This is a genomic window from Paramylibacter ulvae (assembly GCF_014652655.1).
Classification (GTDB): domain Bacteria; phylum Pseudomonadota; class Alphaproteobacteria; order Rhodobacterales; family Rhodobacteraceae; genus Amylibacter; species Amylibacter ulvae.
The window spans coordinates 25,350-44,440 of record NZ_BMZF01000006.1; the positions used below are offsets into that span (position 1 = coordinate 25,350).

The following is a 19,091-nucleotide window of genomic DNA, read 5'->3' on the forward strand; positions in this document are numbered from 1 at the left end:
TTTATCAAAGATACCCATGACAGATACCCGATTGAACCCGATCATCGCCGCGATTGAAAACGCTGGCCTTGATGCCGTTGCTTTTGTACCCGGCCCCAATTTCCGCCGCATATTTGGTCGCGATTTTCATCTGATGGAACGCCCGCTGATGGTGATTGTGCCGCGCGTCGGTGCACCGGTCGCCATTGTTCCAAATCTGGAAATGGCTTCATTTGAAAAAATCAATTTCACGGGGCAAGTTTTCGACTGGCGCGATGAAATTGGTTTTGCGGGCGCATTCAAAGACGCCGCAATCGCGCTCAACGAAATTGGTGAGGCACCGCGTATTGGATTAGAAGCACAGCGCATGCGCGTGTTTGAACAATTTGCTCTGCAAGATGTAATGCCCAATGCCACATTTTTTGATGCACATGCAGAAATTTCTGGGATAAGGCTTTGTAAGTCAGACGATGAAATTGCATTGCTGAAACGCGCCATTGAAATATCCGAAGAAGCGCTTGAAAAAACGCTACAAGATGTACGCGAAGGGCAAACCGAAAAACAGATCGAGGGGATGTTGTTAAACAACTTGTTCGCATGTGGAGCGGATGGGCTATCATTTGATCCCATCGTTGCGGCTGGTGACAATGCAGCGCAACCACATGCCCATGCGCGCCCCGATTATCAGGTGAAATCAGGGGATGCGCTATTGATTGATTTTGGTGCAAGGTATCAAGGATACAACGCCGACATCACGCGTACCTTTTTCATCAAAAAAGTATCTGATTACGATCGCGCGTTTTATGATACAGTTAAGGCAGCAAATGAGGCTGGCAAGACCGCAACGATTGCGGGGGCAACCGCGCATGAAATTGACGATACCGTACAATTGGTGTTGGAAAATTCACAATTCGCCGCATTTGCACGCCACAAGACCGGCCACGGTTTGGGGTTGGATGTACACGAAGCACCGCAAATTATGCGCGGTAATCATACCGTGCTTGAACCCAGTATGGTTTTCACCGTAGAGCCCGGCCTTTATCGTTCTGGCGAATGTGGTGTGCGCATCGAAGACGATATCGTTGTCACCGAAACGGGTCATATTTGCCTGACCAGTTTTTCACGCGAACTAAGGATAGTAGGCTAGATGATCGGTTTTCTTCTCAAACGTATCTTATTGTTGATCCCGACATTTATCGGGATCACCATCGTTTCATTCGGATTTGTGCGTGTATTGCCAGGCGATCCCGTTTTGTTGATGGCGGGCGAACGTGGGATCAGCGAAGAACGTTATGCAGCATTGCTGTCGGAATTTGGCTATGATCGCCCGATCTGGCAACAGTATTTGGAATATCTGAATAACCTTGTGCACGGGGATTTTGGCAATTCTCTGGTGACAAAACAGCCCGTGTTGTCCGAATTTTTTACCCTGTTCCCCGCGACGGTTGAATTGGCGTTTTGCGCCATTATTCTGGCCATCTTTATTGGTATTCCTGCGGGCATAATCGCGGCCACAAAACGCGGCACATTCATTGATCAAAGCATTATGGGCACCGCGTTGGTCGGTTATTCCATGCCGATCTTTTGGTGGGGTCTGCTGTTGATCATTGTGTTCAGCGGTACATTGGGATGGACGCCCGTATCGGGGCGTATTTCGTTGCTTTACTTCTTTGAGCAAAAAACGGGCTTTATGTTGATCGACAGTTTGCTGTCAGGGCAAAAAGGAGCGTTTGGGTCTGCGGTGCAGCATCTGATTTTGCCCACCATCGTTTTAGCGACGATTCCGCTCGCAGTAATTGCGCGTCAAACACGTTCTGCCATGCTCGAAGTTTTAGGCGAAGACTATGTGCGCACGGCGCGGGCGAAAGGCTTGGCATCTCGCCGCGTGGTCGGTGTTCACGCTTTGCGCAATGCGATGATCCCTGTGATCACTGTAATCGGCCTATCCGTTGGTACATTGCTGGCAGGTGCGATTTTGACGGAAACAATCTTTTCTTGGCCAGGGATTGGTAAGTGGATGATTGATAGCATTTCGCGTCGTGATTATCCCGTTGTGCAAAGCGGTTTATTGTTGATCGCAGCCATTATTATGATCGTAAATCTGTTGGTTGATATCACCTATGGTTTGATCAATCCACGCATTCGCCACCAGTAGGGGACATTAAAATGAGTGATATTACAAATCCAACCCCGAAAAAAGAAACCAGCATGCGCCGGCGTATGTTGGCGGAGTTCTGGTTTTATTTTTCTGAAAACAAAGGTGCGGTTTTGGGGCTCGCGTTGATGGTCATTTTGATCTTTATCGCGGTATTTGCGCCGATCGTTGCACCCCATGATCCGATTCAACAATATCGCGATGCGCTGCTTGTTCCACCCGTTTGGGAAGACGGGGGCGATTGGCGATTTTTGCTCGGCACTGATGCGGTTGGTCGCGATATGTTATCGCGGCTGATATATGGCGCACGGTTTTCACTGTTTATCGGTGTTGTCGTTGTTGGACTGGCCTTGTTGGGCGGTGTGACTGTTGGCTTGATTGCGGGGTATTATCGCGGTGCGGTTGATACAGTAATCATGCGGATGATGGATGTGATTTTGGCGTTTCCGTCATTGTTATTGGCGCTGGTGATGGTCGCAATTTTGGGACCAGGATTGTTAAATGCGATGATTGCGATTGCGATTGTATTGCAACCACATTTTGTGCGCCTCACGCGTGCGGCGGTGCTAAATGAATTGAACCGTGATTACGTGACATCGGCGCGTGTTGCTGGTGCATCACCGTTTTATTTGATGACGCGCACAATTTTGCCAAATTGCCTTGGCCCCGTAATCGTTCAGGCAACTTTGTCGTTTTCAAATGCAATTTTGGATGCGGCGGCACTTGGGTTCTTGGGGATGGGGGCACAGGCACCAACACCTGAATGGGGTACCATGCTGGCCGAGGCACGCGAATTCATTTCGCGCGCTTGGTGGGTTGTAACGTTCCCCGGTCTTGCCATTTTGATCACCGTATTGGCGATCAACCTGATGGGCGACGGCCTGCGCGATGCGCTTGATCCAAAGTTGAAGAGGTCATAATGGGACTGTTAGACATTCAAAACCTTAGCGTTGATTTTCAAACCGCGGGTGGATTGTTCCGCGCAGTGGACGGTGTTGATATTCAATGCGAACGCGGCGAAATCCTGTCAATTGTTGGCGAATCTGGTTCAGGTAAATCTGTGTCCATGTTGGCGATGATGGGGTTGCTGCCGTGGACGGCGAAAATCAATGCGGACAAAATGGTGTTCGACGGGAAAGATCTCACCAAAATTAGCAAGCGAGAGCGACGTAAAATCATCGGCAAAGACATGGCGATGATATTCCAAGAACCTATTTCATCATTGAATCCGTGTTTCACCGTCGGGTTTCAGCTGGGCGAAAGTTTGAAATTACATCTGGGTATGAACCGCGCAGAACGTAAAAAACGTTCGATTGAATTATTGGAACTGGTGGGGATTCCCGCACCTGAAACGCGTCTGTCTGCGTTTCCACATCAATTGTCGGGCGGAATGAACCAACGCGTGATGATTGCGATGGCGTTATCTGGTGATCCAAAACTGTTGATCGCCGATGAACCGACAACAGCATTGGACGTAACCATCCAAGCCCAGATTTTAGATTTGCTTGTTTCATTGCAAAAAGAAAAGGAAATGGCGCTGATCCTGATTACCCATGATATGGGTGTGGTTGCAGAAACCGCGGAACGGGTTCAGGTGCAATATGCGGGTCAACGTGTGGAAGAACAACATGTGACAGGCCTGTTCACAGATCCGCATCACCCTTACACATCGGCGTTGTTAAACGCGTTGCCAGAACGTGCGGTGGGGCGCAAATTGCCATCGATCCCTGGGGTTGTTCCAGGACAATATGATCGCCCAACGGGATGTTTGTTCGCACCGCGTTGCGCGCATGTGCAAGATGATTGCCATGGCAATGTAACCCGGCAATCGGCTGAACTTGGTAACGCCCTGTGTAACCACCCATTGAATGCAAAGGTGACAGCATGAGCACTGCAATTAACGCCGTTGATTTAAAAAAGCACTACGAGGTTGGGGGGGGCATGTTCCGTAAACCCGGTTTGGTAAAGGCGCTTGATGGTGCAAGTTTTACGCTGGATGCGGGTAAAACGCTGGCCGTGGTGGGTGAATCTGGCTGTGGTAAATCAACATTGGCACGTTTGGTGACAATGATCGAAACCCCAACAGAGGGGTCACTGGATATTGAGGGTAAGCCTGCGGATTCATCATCTGTCGATCATCGCAAGGCCGTTCAAATCGTTTTTCAAAACCCGTACAGTAGTTTGAACCCACGCCATAAAATTCGCACGATATTAGAAGAGCCATTGCGCCTGAACACAGACATGAGCGCAGAAGATCGCGGCAAGCGTGCCGCGCAAACCATGGAACGGGTTGGCTTGCGCCCTGAACATATTGAACGTTACCCGCACATGTTTTCGGGTGGGCAACGCCAACGTATTGCGATCGCACGCGCGTTAATGTTGAACCCGCGCGTTTTGGTGTTGGACGAACCTGTGTCGGCCTTGGATTTATCCATTCAAGCGCAGGTCTTGAATATCCTTGCCGATTTACAAGCCGAACTAGGGCTGGCGTATTTGTTTATCAGCCATGATTTGTCGGTGGTGAAACATATCGCGGACGATGTGATGGTGATGTATCTGGGCAAGGTTGTGGAATCTGGCGCGGCCAAGGATGTATTCGCCAATCCGCGACATCCCTATACCAAGGCATTGTTATCGGCGACACCGAATGCCGATCCTGTTGCGAAAAAAGAACGGATTGTTTTGACGGGTGAATTGCCATCGCCATTGAATCCGCCCGCGGGCTGTGCATTCAATCCGCGTTGTGCATATGCAAGCGACAAATGCCGTACATCTGCACCTGCGTTGGAAAAATTGGGTGACGTAGAGGTTGCATGCTATCACCCTGTTGGGTGAAAAATGAGGGGCGTTGTATCCGTGTGGCGCCCCTTTTAATCGCTATGCTTTGACTTTCTTTGCCGCGTCGATATTACCGATTGTTGTGCGCAGGAAATTTTCCAGATCGTCACGCAATTCTGGGCGTTCCAAGCCAAAAGAAATTGTGGCCTGTAAAAAGCCAGACATCGAACCGCAATCGAAACGATCACCCTCGAACCGATAACCGTAAACGCCGTTGCCTGCCGCTGCTTCTGCATTGATTGCATCGGTTAATTGAATTTCGCCAGCAACACCTGGACGGGTTTCCATCAGACGTTTCATGACGTTTGGTGATAATAAATACCGTCCAATAACCGCGTTGCGTGATGGGGTTACCTCTGGTGATGGTTTTTCCACCAGACCACTTGCCTTGACCAATCGGCCATGATCCTGTTCGACATCGAGAATACCGTATGAACCTACATTTTCTAGTGGCACTTCCATTGTGCCAACAATGTTCGCGCGTGTTTCTTCCCAGGCTTCGACCATTTGCTTTAGACAACCCGGTTTTGCAGCAACAACATCATCTGGCAACAGCACCGCGAAAAATTCGTCGTCATCTACGAAATTGCGCGCGATCCCGACTGCGTGCCCCAAACCCAAGGGTTCACCTTGGCGAAGATACGCGGTTGATCCGTTTTCGATGTTGGATGCTTGTAGTTTTTCCAACAGTTTTTGCTTGCCGTCAGCCTTTAACCGATCTTCCAATGTGGGGTGCTTGTCAAAATAATCTGCCATGGCGGATTTGCCGCGCGCGCTGACAAATAGGAAACTTTCAATACCTGCCTCGCGCGCTTCGTCCACTGCGTATTGCACCAATGGGCGATCCACGAGGGGCAGCATTTCTTTTGGGATGGATTTTGTGGCGGGTAAAAAGCGTGTGCCAAGCCCAGCGACAGGAAAGACAGCCTTGGTAATTTTCGGTTTCATGTTCTTCTTTTCAATTTGCTTTAACGAGTCATATGTACGCGCTTTAATTGAGCGTTCAAGTTGTAGATTAAAATTCTGTGGCTCATGCTTATTTATGCAGCATATCATAACTGTGACGTTTCATACTGATTTTGTGAATTCTGCTTTGAAATTTCAACAAATATTTGATGCATCGCAATTTATTGCGAGTCATTCGCAACTAGATTGACTTTATTGCGAATCATTCTCATAAGGATACCAATAGATAGATCGCAAGGAACAGCAATGACTAGATTACTTACTATTTTCATGACTATGATTATCACGGGTCTGGGCATCACCGCACATGCGAATGAGAAGTTTAAGGTTGTCACGACGTTTACCGTGATTGCCGACATGGCACAAAACGTGGCCGGTGACGCAGCAGAGGTGGTATCAATCACGCGTCCTGGTGCCGAAATTCACAACTACTCTCCGACCCCGCGTGATATTTTGCAGGCACAAAATGCGGAGTTGATTTTGTGGAATGGGTTAGGGCTTGAGATTTGGTTCGAACAGTTTTTCCAAAATTTAAGCGATGTACCAAGTGCGATTGTCACTGCGGGTGTTGAACCTATGGGAATTGCCCAAGGTCCATATATGGGCAAGCCAAATCCACATGCATGGATGTCGCTGGATGCAGCGTTGATTTATGTTGATAATATTCGTGATGCGCTGGTTGTGCACGACCCAGATAATGCAGAAATATACATCGAGAATGCGAAAATATATCAGGCAAAAATTTCTGATGTCATCGCGCCGATTAAAGCAGAGATTTTGAAAATCCCAGCGGACAAGCGTTGGCTAGTCAGCAGTGAGGGCGCGTTTAGCTATCTTGCGCGTGATTTCGATATGCAGGAACTTTACCTGTGGCCAATCAACGCCGACCAGCAGGGCACGCCAAAACAGGTGCGTGATGTTATAGATACGGTCCGCGAAAACCAAATCGGTGTGGTGTTCAGCGAAAGCACAATTTCCCCCGCGCCCGCACAACAGGTCGCGCGCGAGACGGGCGCAAAATATGGTGGTGTACTTTACGTCGATAGCCTAAGCAGTGCTGACGGTGCGGTGCCAACATATTTGGATTTGCTGCGCGTAACATCACAAACAATTTTACAAGGCTTAAATGCGCAATGACGGACATGGGGCAATCGATTGATGGAATTTGCGCACGGAATGTCACCGTAACCTATCGCAATGGTCACACGGCATTGCGCGAGGCAAGTTTTGCAATACCAACGGGCACGATCGCCGCATTAGTCGGTGTAAACGGATCAGGTAAATCGACCTTATTCAAGGCGTTGATGGGCTTTGTCCCCACCGCACAAGGTGACATTTCAATCTTGGGGCAATCGGTCAAGGATGCTTTGCGCCAGAATATTGTAGCCTATGTCCCGCAAGCAGAAGAGGTTGACTGGTCCTTTCCTGTACTTGTCGAAGATGTGGTGATGATGGGGCGATATGGTCACATGGGATTTTTACGCCGCCCGCATCAAAGAGATCACGAAATGGTGGCCGCATCACTTGAACGTGTTGGGATGCTGGAATATCGCAAGCGCCAAATAGGCGAGCTGTCAGGCGGACAAAAAAAACGGGTTTTCCTTGCACGGGCGCTGGCACAAGAGGGCAAGGTCATTTTGCTTGATGAACCTTTTACTGGCGTTGACGTCAAAACCGAAGATGCCATTATCAAACTGTTAAAAGGATTGCGCGACGAAGGCTGTGTGATGCTGGTCGCCACGCATAATCTTGGGTCGGTTCCTGAATATTGTGATCAAACAATTTTGGTCAAAGGGACCGTTTTGGCATTTGGTCCAACGCAAACCGTTTTCACCCAAGATAATTTGGAACAAACATTCGGCGGCGTATTGCGCCATTTTGTATTGGGCGGGGATGATTTACACGATGATGATGACGGGCGAACCGTCACCGTGATCACGGATGATGAGCGCCCCGTTGTGATTTACGACGATGAACATAAGACACGCAAATGATGGACTATTTGCTGGAACCATTTGGCTATCAATTCATGATCAATGCAATGTGGGTCAGCGCATTGGTCGGCGCGGTGTGCGCATTTTTATCGTGCTACCTGATGCTCAAAGGGTGGAGCTTGATCGGTGACGCCCTGTCGCATTCCATCGTGCCCGGTGTTGCAGGTGCCTATTTATTGGGGCTACCATTTTCCATAGGCGCATTTTTTGCAGGCGCTATGGCGGGTGGTGCGATGTTATTTTTAAATGAACGCAGCGGATTAAAAGAAGACACAATCATCGGCATCATCTTTACCGCCTTTTTCGGGCTAGGTTTGTTTATGGTTTCAATCTCGCCCATTCCGATAAATATTCAAACGATAACGATGGGGAATATTTTGGCGATTTCTGCCAGTGATACGTGGCAGTTGGCGATCATCGGGTTCGTGTCGATGGCTGTATTATTGGCGAAATGGAAAGACTTCATGGTCACGTTTTTTGACGAAAGCCATGCACGTTCCATTGGATTGCGCCCAGAGATTCTGAAAATTGTGTTTTTTACGATTTTGTCTGCATGTACGGTTGCCGCGATGCAAACTGTTGGTGCATTTTTGGTGATTGCCATGGTGGTGACACCTGGTGCGACGGCATATTTGTTAACGGATCGATTTCCTCGTCTGTTAAAAATCAGCGTTGCGATTGGTGCGACCACCAGCTTTGTCGGTGCCTATGTAAGCTATTTTTTGAATGGTGCCACTGGTGGCGTGATTGTGGTTTTGCAAACAATCCTATTTTTGTTGGCATTCTTTTTTGCACCAAAGCATGGCTTGATTGCAAATCGTGCACGCGCACGCGCACGGCGCAGCGTGGCATTGGACGACGACATATGATGGAAACGCTGTTCTTGCCATTTCAGTTCCCTTTCATGGTCAATGCATTTTTGATCTGCGTTTTGGTTGCGATACCCGCAGGATTGCTGTCGTGTTATCTGGTGCTTAAGGGGTGGTCATTGATGGGTGATGCGATCAGCCATGCGGTATTACCCGGTGTTGTGCTGGCCTATATCTTTAACTTTCCGATGTTGATCGGGGCATTTTTCGCGGGCATGATTTGCGCGGTGAGCACCGGATATTTAACAGAGCATAGCCGTATTAAACAGGACACTATCATGGGGGTGGTGTTCAGTGGGATGTTTGCACTTGGCATCGTTTTGTACACCAAAATTCAGACCAATGTGCATTTGGATCATATCTTGTTTGGCAACATGCTGGGCATATCTGCAAGTGATCTGATGACCACGGGTTATGTCTCTATTTTTGTGGCCGCCGCAATCCTGTTGAAATGGAAAGATTTCATGCTGCATGCCTTTGACGAGGCACAGGCCAAGGCAACGGGGTTGAACGTGAACTTGTTGCATTACGGATTACTGGTGTTGATTTCGCTAACTGTGATTGCGGCGCTCAAGGCGGTTGGGATCATTTTGGCGATTGCATTTTTGGTCACACCTGGTGGGATCGCATTTTTGTTGACCCGTCGGTTTAGCATGATGTTGATTGTATCTGTCGCAGTTGCGGTTGGATCATCAGTGATTGGAATTTATGCGAGCTTTTTCATCAACAGCGCACCTGCACCGACAATCGTTTTGATCATGACTGCATTCTTTATTGTGGCGTTGGTTTGGTCAATTCGCACTACCAAACGCCAAAGCAAATTAGCCGCGCATTCCGCGTGAAAGCGTATTTAATACGCCAAAAATTACTGCGGCACAGCACACGATTGTCGGCCCTGTGGGTGTGTCCCATATCAATGATGCTTGAATGCCAGATAACACAGATACGCTTCCGATTATCATCGCAAGACCTGCCATCATTTCGGGTGTTTTAGCAAAACCGCGTGCAGCGGCGGCGGGGATGATTAACAATGATGCGATTAATAGCGCGCCCACAACCTTGATCGCAACGGCCACGGTAATGGCCAAAGCCACTGTTAATATCAGTTGTTCGCGTTTTGGATTGATATGGTGCGATGATGCTAAATCTGCGTTTAACGTGGCCGTTAATAATGCTGACCAGCGCCAAGCAATAATGCCACAGACAATCACTGCGCCAATCCAAATGAATATCAAATCAGCCATGCTGATGGCCAGAATGTCACCGAAAAGATAGGCCATCAGATCAACGCGGATACCAGATAAAAACGATACTGCAACCAATCCAAATGCTAATGCAGAATGCGATATCACACCCAGTAATGTATCAACTGCCATGCCGCGTTCATTGAGGTTTGAAACGATAACGGCCATTCCCAGACACACAATAAGCACACCGAAAATCGTGGATGTGGAAAATGCCAATGATAGAGCAACGCCCAAAATGGCAGCATGGGCCGTTGCATCGCCGAAATAGGCCATGCGGCGCCACACCACGAAACAACCCAATGGTGCAGCGGCAATTGCCACCCCAATTCCAGCCAATGCGGCGCGAATTAAAAAGTTATCCAACATCGATTATTCCTAGTGCTCGTGATGGTGATGATCGTGACCATGGTCGTGCTCGTGTCGATAAAGCGCAAGCGCGCCACCCGTTTGTGCGCCAAACAATGCGCGATATTCAGGCGCGTTGGATACTGTTTCAGGTGTGCCATGACAACATACATGCCCATTGAGGCAAACCACGCGATCAGATGCGCTCATCACCACATGTAACTCATGGCTGACCATGACAACGGCACAATTCAATTCTGCACGAATTTCCGCGATCAGTTCATAAAACCGCGCCGATCCTGGTTGATCCAAACCCTGTGTGGGTTCGTCCAGTAATAATAAATCGGGTTCACATAACAATGCACGCGCCAACAACACGCGTTGAAATTGGCCGCCAGACAGGTCCGTCATCTGTTTGTGCATCATGTTTGTTGCACCAACGCGTTCAAGCGCGTTTTGTTTTTGCGTTTTGGTCGCACGTTTTGGAATCGACAGAAAGCGCTCAACATTCATCGGGAGGGTCGCATCAATCGCCAATGATTGCGGGACATACCCGATGCGAATGTTTTTTTCGCGCTTTATCTGACCACCCGTTGGAACGATCGCACCGACAATCGCACGCAACAAGGTGGATTTACCCGAACCATTTGGCCCCACGATTGTAAGAATTTCGCCCTTGGACAGATCCAAAGAAACATCATGCAAAATATGTTGGCCGCCAATTTTTACGGACACATTTTGAATAGAGATAAAGCTCATTGTGTGGGCTCGATACAAGCGGGGCAGATGCCGCGCGCCTCTATTACGGTTTGCTCAATGACAAATCCTGTATCCTTGGCCTGTTGGCGTAATGTGCTGGGCACATTTGGCACTTCTGCTTCGGCGACGCGTTTGCATTTTTTGCAAATCATGAACGCTGGATTGTGATCTTTGTGTGAATGTTCACATGCAACGAACGCATTCAACTGTTCGATTTTATGAGCCAAACCATTACCGACCAAAAATTCAAGCGCGCGATAAACAACAGGGGGCTGTGCCTTGCCACCTTCGCTGCTAAGTCGATCCAATATTTCATACGCACCAAGTGCTGAATGGCTCTCAAGCAATATTTCCAACACGCGTTTGCGCGCAGGTGTCAGCTTTAGATGCTGTGAATCGCAAATATTTTGGGCCGCGCTCAATGCGGTTTCGACACATGTGTCGTGATTATGCTGTCGAAAGTTTTTGATTTTATCGGTCATGAATTTTTTCATTGATATGTTATAATATATCACATACGTACACTGACTGAATTTGTCAATTGGAACGCAAAAATGAAAAATACAATTTTTGGCGCGCTCATCCTCGCGAGCAGCCACATCGGTTTTGCAAACGCAGAACCATTGAAGGTTATCGCCGATATCGCACCTGTTCATTCGTTGGTGGCAAAAGTAATGGATGGGGTTGGAACGCCAACCGTGATACTTGAACCAGGCGCATCACCGCACCATTCAAATCTCCGTCCGAGCAAAGCATCGGCAATTCAAACCGCAGATGCTGTGTTTTATATCGGCGATGAATTGACCCCGTGGTTGATCAAACCTTTGTCCAAGCTGAACAATGGCGCAGTAAAAGTATCGCTATTGAACGACGCACTGTCAGCACGATTGGCAAGTCGTGATATCGCGATGTTCGAAGAAGAGCACCACGAGCATGAGGATGATCACGGCGATGATCACCATGATGATCATGAAGATGGCCATCACCACGGTCCCATTGACCCACATGCGTGGCTATCACCGTTTAACGCCCAACAATGGGTGACTGTTATTGGCGATACATTGATCAAGCTTGATCCAGAAAATGCGTCAACTTATTCCAAAAATGTTGCTGATGCTGTTGCGGATCTTGAGAATATGAAAACAGAGTTTGCATCAAAAATTTCGATCGTTTCTTCGATGAAATTTTTGGCCTATCACGATGCATTTCAATATTTGGAAAAAGAGTTCGATTTGTCTGTTGTTGGCGCCATATCCGAAAGCGATGCATCACGCCCAAGCGCTAAGCGTTTGATCGAACTTCAAAAAAGTGTGGCAAGTCTTGGCGTAGATTGCATTTTAACTGAACCTCAGTTTAGCGAAAATTTGGTTCTAAACGTAAGTGGCGGTAAACGGCTGAATTATGCGACGATTGATCCTTTGGGTTCAAACCTGACTTTAGGACCAAATATGTATAACGAGATGTTTCATGAATTTGGTGAAGAAATCGCAAATTGCGCCGCAGAATAATCAGAAGAAAAACAAACGGCCTAGCAATGAATTGCTAGGCCGTTTTGGTAAAGTGGTGAGCCCTGATGGATTCGAACCATCGACCTACTGATTAAAAGTCAGTTGCTCTACCAACTGAGCTAAGGGCCCACTTTGCGCGGTGTTTAGGCACTTGGGCGGACAGCGTCAATACCGAAATGTCAAAAAAACATCGTTACTGGATAGATACTTCGCGGTGGTTTATATGAACCCTATGAATCAGGTGAAAAACATATCAAATGGCCTTCCATTTTTAAAAATGCACGGGCTTGGCAATGATTTCGTCATCATTGATGCGCGCGGTGCAGAATCACCTGTGACGCAACAGATGGCGCGTGCCATCGGCGAACGGCATTTTGGCGTGGGGTATGATCAATTGGCCGTGCTGACTGATTCATTGGATGCGGATGTTGATGTGGCGTTTTGGAACTCGGACGGGTCAACTGCGGATGCCTGTGGTAATGCGAGCCGCTGTGTCGCGCGATTGATTATGGATGAAACAGGTGATTCGTCGATTGTATTGCGTACGGGCAACGGATTGTTGCCTGCGGTGGATGCGGGTGATGGCCTAATTAGCGTGAACATGGGGCATCCACAGCTAACATGGGATACTGTGCCAATGTCGGAGGATGTAGATCTGAATGCACTTCCAATCGAAGGTGCGCCAGGTGCTGCTGGTATGGGTAATCCCCACTGTGTGTTCGTCGTGGATGACGCTGAGGGTGTGAATTTAGAAACCCGCGGACCAGCCATCGAACATCATCCATTATTTCCCCAACGCACAAACGTTGAATTTATCGAAATTAAAAACCGCAATACGATCCGTATGCGGGTTTGGGAACGTGGTGGCATGATCACATTGGCCTGTGGCTCTGGCGCTTGCGCGGCGGCTGTTGTGGCGCATCGCAAGGGTTTGACCGAACGCAATGTCACAATTCATTTGGACGGCGGTGAATTGAATATCGATTGGCGCGACAATGGGGTTTGGATGACAGGCCCAACCGCGCTGGTGTTTCAGGGCCATCTTTCGCCCGAATTTTTGGCGGGTATCTGATGGGTAAGCCACCAATTTTTGAAACATTCGGTTGTCGGCTGAATGCATATGAAACGCAGGCGATGAAAGATTTGTCCGATTCCGCGGGTTTGGATAACGCAATTGTGGTGAACACCTGTGCAGTTACGGCAGAGGCCGTGAGATCATCAAAACAGCGTATCCGTAAATTGCGCCGTGAACACCCCGATTCACAAATCATTGTAACGGGATGTGCGGCCCAAACCGAGCCTCAGACATATAATAATATGTCTGAGGTCGACGTCGTCATCGGTAATATCGAAAAAATGCAGGCCGACACGTGGACTGGTTTGGCCAAGGGGCCAAATTTCATCGGTGAAACGGAAAAGGTTCAGGTGAACGATATTATGTCGGTCACAGATACGGCGGGGCATTTGATCGACGGGTTTGGCACACGCAGCCGTGCGTATGTTCAGGTGCAAAATGGATGTGATCATCGCTGTACGTTTTGCATTATTCCCTATGGCCGCGGTAATTCTCGATCTGTGCCTGCCGGCGTGGTCGTTGAGCAAATTCAAAGACTTGTCGATCGCGGTTACAACGAAGTTGTATTGACTGGTGTGGATATCACAAGCTGGGGTGCGGATTTACCCGCGCTGCCAAAACTGGGTGATTTGGTGCAACGCATTTTACGACTTGTTCCTGATTTACCGCGCCTTCGGATCAGCTCGATCGATTCAGTCGAGGCAGATCCAGCATTGATTGATGCGATCGCGTCGGATCTGCGACTGATGCCGCATTTGCATCTGTCGCTGCAAGCAGGTGATGACATGATTTTGAAACGTATGAAACGTCGCCACTTGCGTGAAGATGCGATTGCGTTTTGTAATGATATGCGCAAGGCGCGCCCTGATATTATCTATGGTGCAGATATTATTGCTGGCTTCCCAACAGAAACGGAAGCTATGTTCGATAACTCTCTGAAGTTAATTGAAGAATGTGATTTAACATGGTTGCATGTTTTCCCATTTTCCCCGCGTGAGGGCACGCCAGCGGCGCGTATGCCCCAATTGCCACGCGATATTGTTAAAGATCGCGCCGCACAACTGCGAAGCGCTGGTGATAAACGTGTCAACGCGCATTTGGACGCTCAGGTCGGCAAGACCCATTCTGTATTAATGGAAAATGCCCGCATGGGCCGTACCGAAGGTTTTACCGAGGTTCTTTTCGATACAGATCAGGCCAAAGGAGAAATCGTGCGGGCGTTGATCAAGGGGCATTCAGATACCCAGCTTTTGGTGTCATGACTCGCCCAATTCTGTATTCATTTCGCCGATGCCCATATGCAATGCGCGCGAGATTGGCGATATCTGCCAGCGGGCAGCAGGTGGAATTGCGCGAAGTCGTGTTGCGCGATAAGCCAGAACATATGATTGAAATCTCTCCAAAGGCGACCGTTCCAGTGTTGTTGCTGGACGACGGAACCGTGGTGGATGAAAGTTTCGACATTATGGAATGGGCGTTAAGCCTGTCCGATCCGATGGGGATTGATCCAGAAATTCACATGGCCGCCGCGCGGGCATTGGTTGCGCGATGTGACAACGAATTTAAACCATATTTGGATCGGTATAAATATCCCAATAAGTTTGATGATATGTCGCGTGACACAGCGATTTCAAAGGCTAGTTTGTTTTTAAATGACCTTAATAAAATATTGGAAAATCAACCGTTTCTGTTCGGAAATTCGCGCGGTTTTGCCGATATTGGCATCGCGCCTTTTGTGCGCCAATTTGCGCATGTCAATCGTGAATGGTTTTTGGATCAGCCGTGGAAACATGTGATTGATTGGTATTTGGAATTTACCAACTGGGATGGATATTTGAGTATTATGCAAAAATTTCCAAAGTGGACGCCAGATAGCGAAATTACGGTATTCCCCGCAATTACGTAATTTTTCGTAACTGAAATTTAATTGAATAATAGTCACTAAGCGCCTAAACTGATGCTAGGAGGATTTCCCATGGCTTTGCCCATTATCCCAATTGCAATGGTCGCTGGCGCAATGGCGTTGGCGCGAAACGTGCATATTAGTCCTGTAGATCAACGGGTTGAAGATCGACTTGATGACATTGGCGAAGGATTTGCCGCGCATCGTAACCCTAATGGCGAGCAAGTTAATGCGAGTTATCGTTGGAAACGTGTCGTGCGATTTGGAAAATCTGGTCCAGCAATGGAAATTGACGCAAGCGCGTTGGGGCGGTTGAGGTTCAAGAAAGTAAATTAATGCAATTATATTATGCAGATGCGTCGCCTTATGCACGCAAAGTCCGCGCTTGTGCCGTGGTGTTGGGGTTAAGTGATAAAATAGAAATTATCGATGTTACAGGAACGCCTGTAAATACGGGATCAATGCCAGTTGATGTGAATCCGTTGGGCAAGGTTCCATGCTTGGTTACGGATCGCGACGAGGTTATCTATGATAGTCGCGTGATTACGGCATATCTTAACGCATCGGTAAATGGGACTCTGTATCCAGAAGGCCAAGATAAGTGGAGCAAATTGACGCTAGAGGCAACTGGCGAGGGCATGATGGATGCTGCACTTTCGATGGTTTACGAAAAACGCGTTCGCCCAGCCGAGATAGTTTTCGACGATTGGATTGAGGGACAATGGACCAAAATCGCTCGCGCATTGGTGGAAATTGAAAAGCGTTGGGTGGATGATTTGTCTGGATCGATAACGGCCGCTCAAATCGCGTTGGGGTGCGCGCTTGGGTATTTAGATTTCCGGCTTGATGATCGCAACTGGCGTGATGGACATAAAACGTTGGCAGCGTGGTACGAAGAATTTTCCAAAACTGATGCGATGGCGTTAACCGCGCCGCAAGGCTAATGTTTTTATGCCTTCGGCGAGGATATTTCGAACATTTGGAATTTCACGCGACGCGTGTTTGGCGCAAAGCCTCGCTAACGGCCATGCCTGCGGTCATGGCAACATTCAGGCTCCGCGCCGCGCCGTGCATTGGCAATTTAATGTGACAATCACAGGCATTGTGAACAGATTCTGGAACACCAGCGGATTCGCGCCCCATAACGATTGTGTCGTTTGGCTGAAATGTGAAGTTCCAAAGTGAATCTGTTGCTTTGGTTGTCATTAAAACAAGGCGACCAGCGGATTTATGACCCAAGAAGGTTTCCCACGAATCGTGGCGCGTCATGTCCGCGATATCGGCATAATCCATCGCAGTGCGGCGTAATGTTTTAAGCGAAAGCGGAAAACCGCACGGTTCGACGATATCAAGTGGGATGTCTAAACAGGCGCTGAGACGAATCATTGCGCCAAGATTTGGTGCGATATCGGGTTGATAGGTGCAAAGTCGCATAAAATTTGCCTTCTTTTTACGGCTGCGTCCAAAAGGCCGCTAGACGAAATGTGATGCCATGTGTAATACGCTGCCTGATACCCTGATTTTAATTCAGGTACACCTTATTAATTACGCCCTAATCTCTGGGGCATGGCAAGGGAGATACGTTCGTGTCTACAGACAAGAACTCTACTGGTACCCGCCGCGACTTTTTGTATGTCGCAACAGCCGCGACTGGCGCTGTCGGGGGTGCTGCCGCGGTTTGGCCGCTGATCAATCAAATGAACCCAAGCGCGGATGTGCAAGCGTTGGCCTCTATCGAGGTGGATGTGGCGGGTTTGGAGCCTGGTACACAGATGACGGTAAAATGGCGCGGCAAGCCCGTGTTCATTCGTCGCCGTACAGCGGATGAAATCAGCGCAGCACGCGATGTTGCGTTGGGTGATTTGCCAGATGGCGCGGATCGCAACGCAAATATTCCAGATGGGGATGCATCCGATGCGAACCGTACCTTGGACGAAGCGGGCGAATGGCTGGTCATGATGGGTGTGTGTACACACCTTGGCTGTGTGCCATTGGGCGACGCTGGTGATTTTGGCGGCTGGTTCTGCCCTTGTCACGGATCGCACTATGACACTGCTGGTCGTATCCGTAAGGGTCCAGCACCTGAAAACCTGCCTGTGCCAACGGCAGTGTTTTTGAACGAAACAACAATCAAGTTAGGCTAGGGGGAAAGATCATGGCTGGTATTCCACACGATCACTATGAGCCAAAGTCTGGCTTTGAAAAATGGTTGGATGCACGTTTGCCGATTGCAGGCGTTTTATATTCAACATTGATGATTCCAACTCCGAAAAACCTGAACTGGATGTGGATTTGGGGCATCGTTTTGACATTCTGTCTGGCGTTGCAAATCATCACAGGCATCATTTTGGTGATGCATTATGTTCCACATGTGGACATGGCGTTTGATTCCGTTGAACACATCATGCGTGATGTGAACGGTGGGTGGGCGTTCCGATATCTGCATGCAAACGGGGCATCTTTGTTCTTTATTGCCGTGTATATCCATATTTTCCGCGGTCTTTATTACGGTTCCTACAAGAGCCCGCGTGAAATCACGTGGATTGTGGGCATGTTGATTTACCTTGCGATGATGGCAACGGGTTTCTTGGGCTATGTTTTGCCTTGGGGTCAGATGTCATTCTGGGGTGCGACGGTTATTACTGGTTTGTTTGGTGCGATCCCTGGTGTTGGTCCAATCATTCAAGAATGGTTGTTGGGTGGACCAGCGGTTGACCAAGCGACGTTGAACCGTTTCTTTAGCCTTCACTACTTGTTGCCATTTGTGATTGTTGGTCTTGTGGTAATCCACATTTGGGCATTCCACACAACAGGCAACAACAACCCTACAGGTGTTGAGGTTCGCCGTAAATCAAAAGCAGAAGCATCGAAAGATACGCTACCGTTTTGGCCATATTTCGTGATCAAGGACTTGTTCGCGCTGGTATTGGTTCTGACAATCTTTGCGGCAATCGTTGGATTTATGCCAAACTACCTTGGCCATCCAGATAACTATATCGAGGCGAATGCGCTATCGACACCCGCACACATTGTGCCTGAATGGTATTACTTGCCGTTCTATGCCATTTTGCGTGCGATTACGTTTGATGTGTTGTTCTTGGATGCGAAATTCTTGGGCGTGTTGGCAATGTTTGGTGCGATCTTTGTGATGGCGCTGGCACCTTGGCTGGATACATCATCAACGCGTTCAGGTCGTTACCGTCCAATGTTCAAGTGGTGGTTCTGGTTGCTGGGCATTGATTTCATGGTTCTAATGTGGTGCGGTGCGCGCCCAGCAGAAGGTCTGGTTCCATTGATTTCACTGATTGGTGCGATTTATTGGTTCGCATATTTCTTGGTTATTTTGCCAATTCTTGGCCGTATCGAGAAACCTTTGCCGACACCTGAAACAATCGAAGCTGATTTTGATGCGCATTACCCGCCAAAATCAACTGAGTCACGCTAAGCGATAGA

The 19,091-nt window shown here is 48.5% G+C and carries 22 protein-coding genes and 1 tRNA gene; 17 read left to right on the forward strand and 6 right to left on the reverse strand.

From position 1 onward, the window contains the following. Positions 1-16: 16 nt before the first annotated feature. The 5 genes from IE094_RS11100 to IE094_RS11120 are packed head-to-tail and all read left to right on the forward strand — an operon-like array spanning position 17 to position 4,969. On the forward strand, positions 17-1,126 hold the full coding sequence (locus IE094_RS11100; RefSeq protein WP_189640780.1) for a M24 family metallopeptidase: 1,110 nt from the start codon (positions 17-19) through the stop codon (positions 1,124-1,126). Continuing rightward, on the forward strand, positions 1,127-2,134 hold the full coding sequence (locus IE094_RS11105; protein ID WP_189640781.1) for an ABC transporter permease subunit: 1,008 nt from the start codon (positions 1,127-1,129) through the stop codon (positions 2,132-2,134). It abuts the gene before it with no gap. 11 nt (positions 2,135-2,145) lie between these two features. After that, on the forward strand, positions 2,146-3,054 hold the full coding sequence (locus IE094_RS11110) for an ABC transporter permease subunit (RefSeq protein ID WP_189640782.1): 909 nt from the start codon (positions 2,146-2,148) through the stop codon (positions 3,052-3,054). Next, positions 3,054-4,022 (forward strand): ABC transporter ATP-binding protein, encoded by a 969-nt coding sequence (locus IE094_RS11115; RefSeq protein ID WP_189640783.1) that lies wholly within the window; start codon positions 3,054-3,056, stop codon positions 4,020-4,022. The genes IE094_RS11110 and IE094_RS11115 overlap by 1 nt, the downstream gene beginning before the upstream one ends. Further along, on the forward strand, positions 4,019-4,969 hold the full coding sequence (locus tag IE094_RS11120) for a dipeptide ABC transporter ATP-binding protein (RefSeq protein ID WP_189640784.1): 951 nt from the start codon (positions 4,019-4,021) through the stop codon (positions 4,967-4,969). The genes IE094_RS11115 and IE094_RS11120 overlap by 4 nt, the downstream gene beginning before the upstream one ends. Before the next feature lie 42 nt (positions 4,970-5,011). Here IE094_RS11120 and IE094_RS11125 read toward each other — a convergent pair whose 3' ends face one another. Further along, the gene (locus tag IE094_RS11125; RefSeq protein ID WP_189640785.1) at positions 5,012-5,920 is read right to left on the reverse strand and encodes a UTP--glucose-1-phosphate uridylyltransferase; all 909 of its coding nucleotides are present in this window, start codon (positions 5,918-5,920) and stop codon (positions 5,012-5,014) included. 264 nt (positions 5,921-6,184) lie between these two features. Here IE094_RS11125 and IE094_RS11130 point away from each other — a divergent pair, with 264 nt between their 5' ends. Genes IE094_RS11130 through IE094_RS11145 form a run of 4 tightly spaced genes read left to right on the forward strand, consistent with a single transcriptional unit; the run spans position 6,185 to position 9,643 of the window. Beyond that, complete coding sequence (locus IE094_RS11130) at positions 6,185-7,075, forward strand: metal ABC transporter substrate-binding protein (RefSeq protein WP_189640786.1); 891 nt, start codon at positions 6,185-6,187, stop codon at positions 7,073-7,075. Beyond that, positions 7,072-7,932 (forward strand): manganese/iron ABC transporter ATP-binding protein, encoded by an 861-nt coding sequence (locus IE094_RS11135; protein ID WP_373295874.1) that lies wholly within the window; start codon positions 7,072-7,074, stop codon positions 7,930-7,932. Before IE094_RS11130 ends, IE094_RS11135 begins: the two co-directional genes overlap by 4 nt. Next, positions 7,929-8,801, forward strand: a complete 873-nt coding sequence (locus IE094_RS11140; protein WP_308429217.1) for a metal ABC transporter permease — start codon at positions 7,929-7,931, stop codon at positions 8,799-8,801. Before IE094_RS11135 ends, IE094_RS11140 begins: the two co-directional genes overlap by 4 nt. Beyond that, positions 8,798-9,643 carry a metal ABC transporter permease gene (locus IE094_RS11145; RefSeq protein ID WP_308429218.1) on the forward strand — a complete coding sequence of 282 codons (846 nt, stop codon included), beginning with the start codon at positions 8,798-8,800 and terminating at the stop codon, positions 9,641-9,643. The genes IE094_RS11140 and IE094_RS11145 overlap by 4 nt, the downstream gene beginning before the upstream one ends. On the opposite strand, the gene IE094_RS11150 is transcribed toward IE094_RS11145, so the two are convergent. From IE094_RS11150 to IE094_RS11160, 3 genes are read right to left on the reverse strand one after another with little or no spacing between them, the layout of a single operon-like run. Next, positions 9,623-10,414: a metal ABC transporter permease gene (locus IE094_RS11150; protein WP_189640787.1), complete on the reverse strand. Its 792-nt coding sequence runs from the start codon at positions 10,412-10,414 to the stop codon at positions 9,623-9,625. The genes IE094_RS11145 and IE094_RS11150 overlap by 21 nt on opposite strands. Positions 10,415-10,423: 9 nt before the next feature. Continuing rightward, positions 10,424-11,152, reverse strand: coding sequence for a zinc ABC transporter ATP-binding protein ZnuC (znuC, locus tag IE094_RS11155; protein ID WP_189640788.1), 729 nt, complete (start codon positions 11,150-11,152; stop codon positions 10,424-10,426). Then, positions 11,149-11,634, reverse strand: coding sequence for a Fur family transcriptional regulator (locus IE094_RS11160; protein ID WP_189640789.1), 486 nt, complete (start codon positions 11,632-11,634; stop codon positions 11,149-11,151). The genes znuC and IE094_RS11160 overlap by 4 nt, the downstream gene beginning before the upstream one ends. 72 nt (positions 11,635-11,706) lie before the next feature. On the opposite strand from IE094_RS11160, the gene IE094_RS11165 reads away from it, so the two are divergent. Further along, positions 11,707-12,660 (forward strand): zinc ABC transporter substrate-binding protein, encoded by a 954-nt coding sequence (locus IE094_RS11165; RefSeq protein ID WP_189640790.1) that lies wholly within the window; start codon positions 11,707-11,709, stop codon positions 12,658-12,660. 53 nt (positions 12,661-12,713) lie between these two features. On the opposite strand, the gene IE094_RS11170 is transcribed toward IE094_RS11165, so the two are convergent. Further along, positions 12,714-12,789 (reverse strand) — tRNA-Lys (locus tag IE094_RS11170). Between the two features lie 94 nt (positions 12,790-12,883). On the opposite strand from IE094_RS11170, the gene dapF reads away from it, so the two are divergent. From dapF to IE094_RS11195, 5 genes are all read left to right on the forward strand, one after another. Next, positions 12,884-13,732 (forward strand): diaminopimelate epimerase, encoded by an 849-nt coding sequence (gene dapF / locus IE094_RS11175; protein ID WP_373295875.1) that lies wholly within the window; start codon positions 12,884-12,886, stop codon positions 13,730-13,732. After that, on the forward strand, positions 13,732-14,997 hold the full coding sequence (mtaB, locus tag IE094_RS11180; protein WP_189640791.1) for a tRNA (N(6)-L-threonylcarbamoyladenosine(37)-C(2))-methylthiotransferase MtaB: 1,266 nt from the start codon (positions 13,732-13,734) through the stop codon (positions 14,995-14,997). Before dapF ends, mtaB begins: the two co-directional genes overlap by 1 nt. Then, the gene (locus IE094_RS11185) at positions 14,994-15,641 is read left to right on the forward strand and encodes a glutathione S-transferase (RefSeq protein WP_189640792.1); all 648 of its coding nucleotides are present in this window, start codon (positions 14,994-14,996) and stop codon (positions 15,639-15,641) included. Before mtaB ends, IE094_RS11185 begins: the two co-directional genes overlap by 4 nt. Positions 15,642-15,710: 69 nt before the next feature. Next, entirely contained in the window at positions 15,711-15,974 is a 264-nt protein-coding gene (locus IE094_RS11190) for a hypothetical protein (protein WP_189640793.1), read from the forward strand. Next, positions 15,974-16,582, forward strand: a complete 609-nt coding sequence (locus IE094_RS11195; RefSeq protein WP_189640794.1) for a glutathione S-transferase family protein — start codon at positions 15,974-15,976, stop codon at positions 16,580-16,582. The genes IE094_RS11190 and IE094_RS11195 overlap by 1 nt, the downstream gene beginning before the upstream one ends. A gap of 43 nt (positions 16,583-16,625) precedes the next feature. Here IE094_RS11195 and IE094_RS11200 read toward each other — a convergent pair whose 3' ends face one another. Further along, positions 16,626-17,072: a tRNA (cytidine(34)-2'-O)-methyltransferase gene (locus IE094_RS11200; protein ID WP_189640795.1), complete on the reverse strand. Its 447-nt coding sequence runs from the start codon at positions 17,070-17,072 to the stop codon at positions 16,626-16,628. A 152-nt stretch (positions 17,073-17,224) separates the two neighbouring features. On the opposite strand from IE094_RS11200, the gene petA reads away from it, so the two are divergent. Together petA and IE094_RS11210 are read left to right on the forward strand one after the other, a co-directional pair. Beyond that, a complete protein-coding gene (gene petA / locus IE094_RS11205; protein WP_189640796.1) occupies positions 17,225-17,782 on the forward strand; it encodes a ubiquinol-cytochrome c reductase iron-sulfur subunit in 558 nt (185 codons plus the stop codon). 11 nt (positions 17,783-17,793) lie between these two features. Beyond that, on the forward strand, positions 17,794-19,083 hold the full coding sequence (locus IE094_RS11210; RefSeq protein ID WP_189640797.1) for a cytochrome b: 1,290 nt from the start codon (positions 17,794-17,796) through the stop codon (positions 19,081-19,083). Positions 19,084-19,091: the final 8 nt, after the last annotated feature.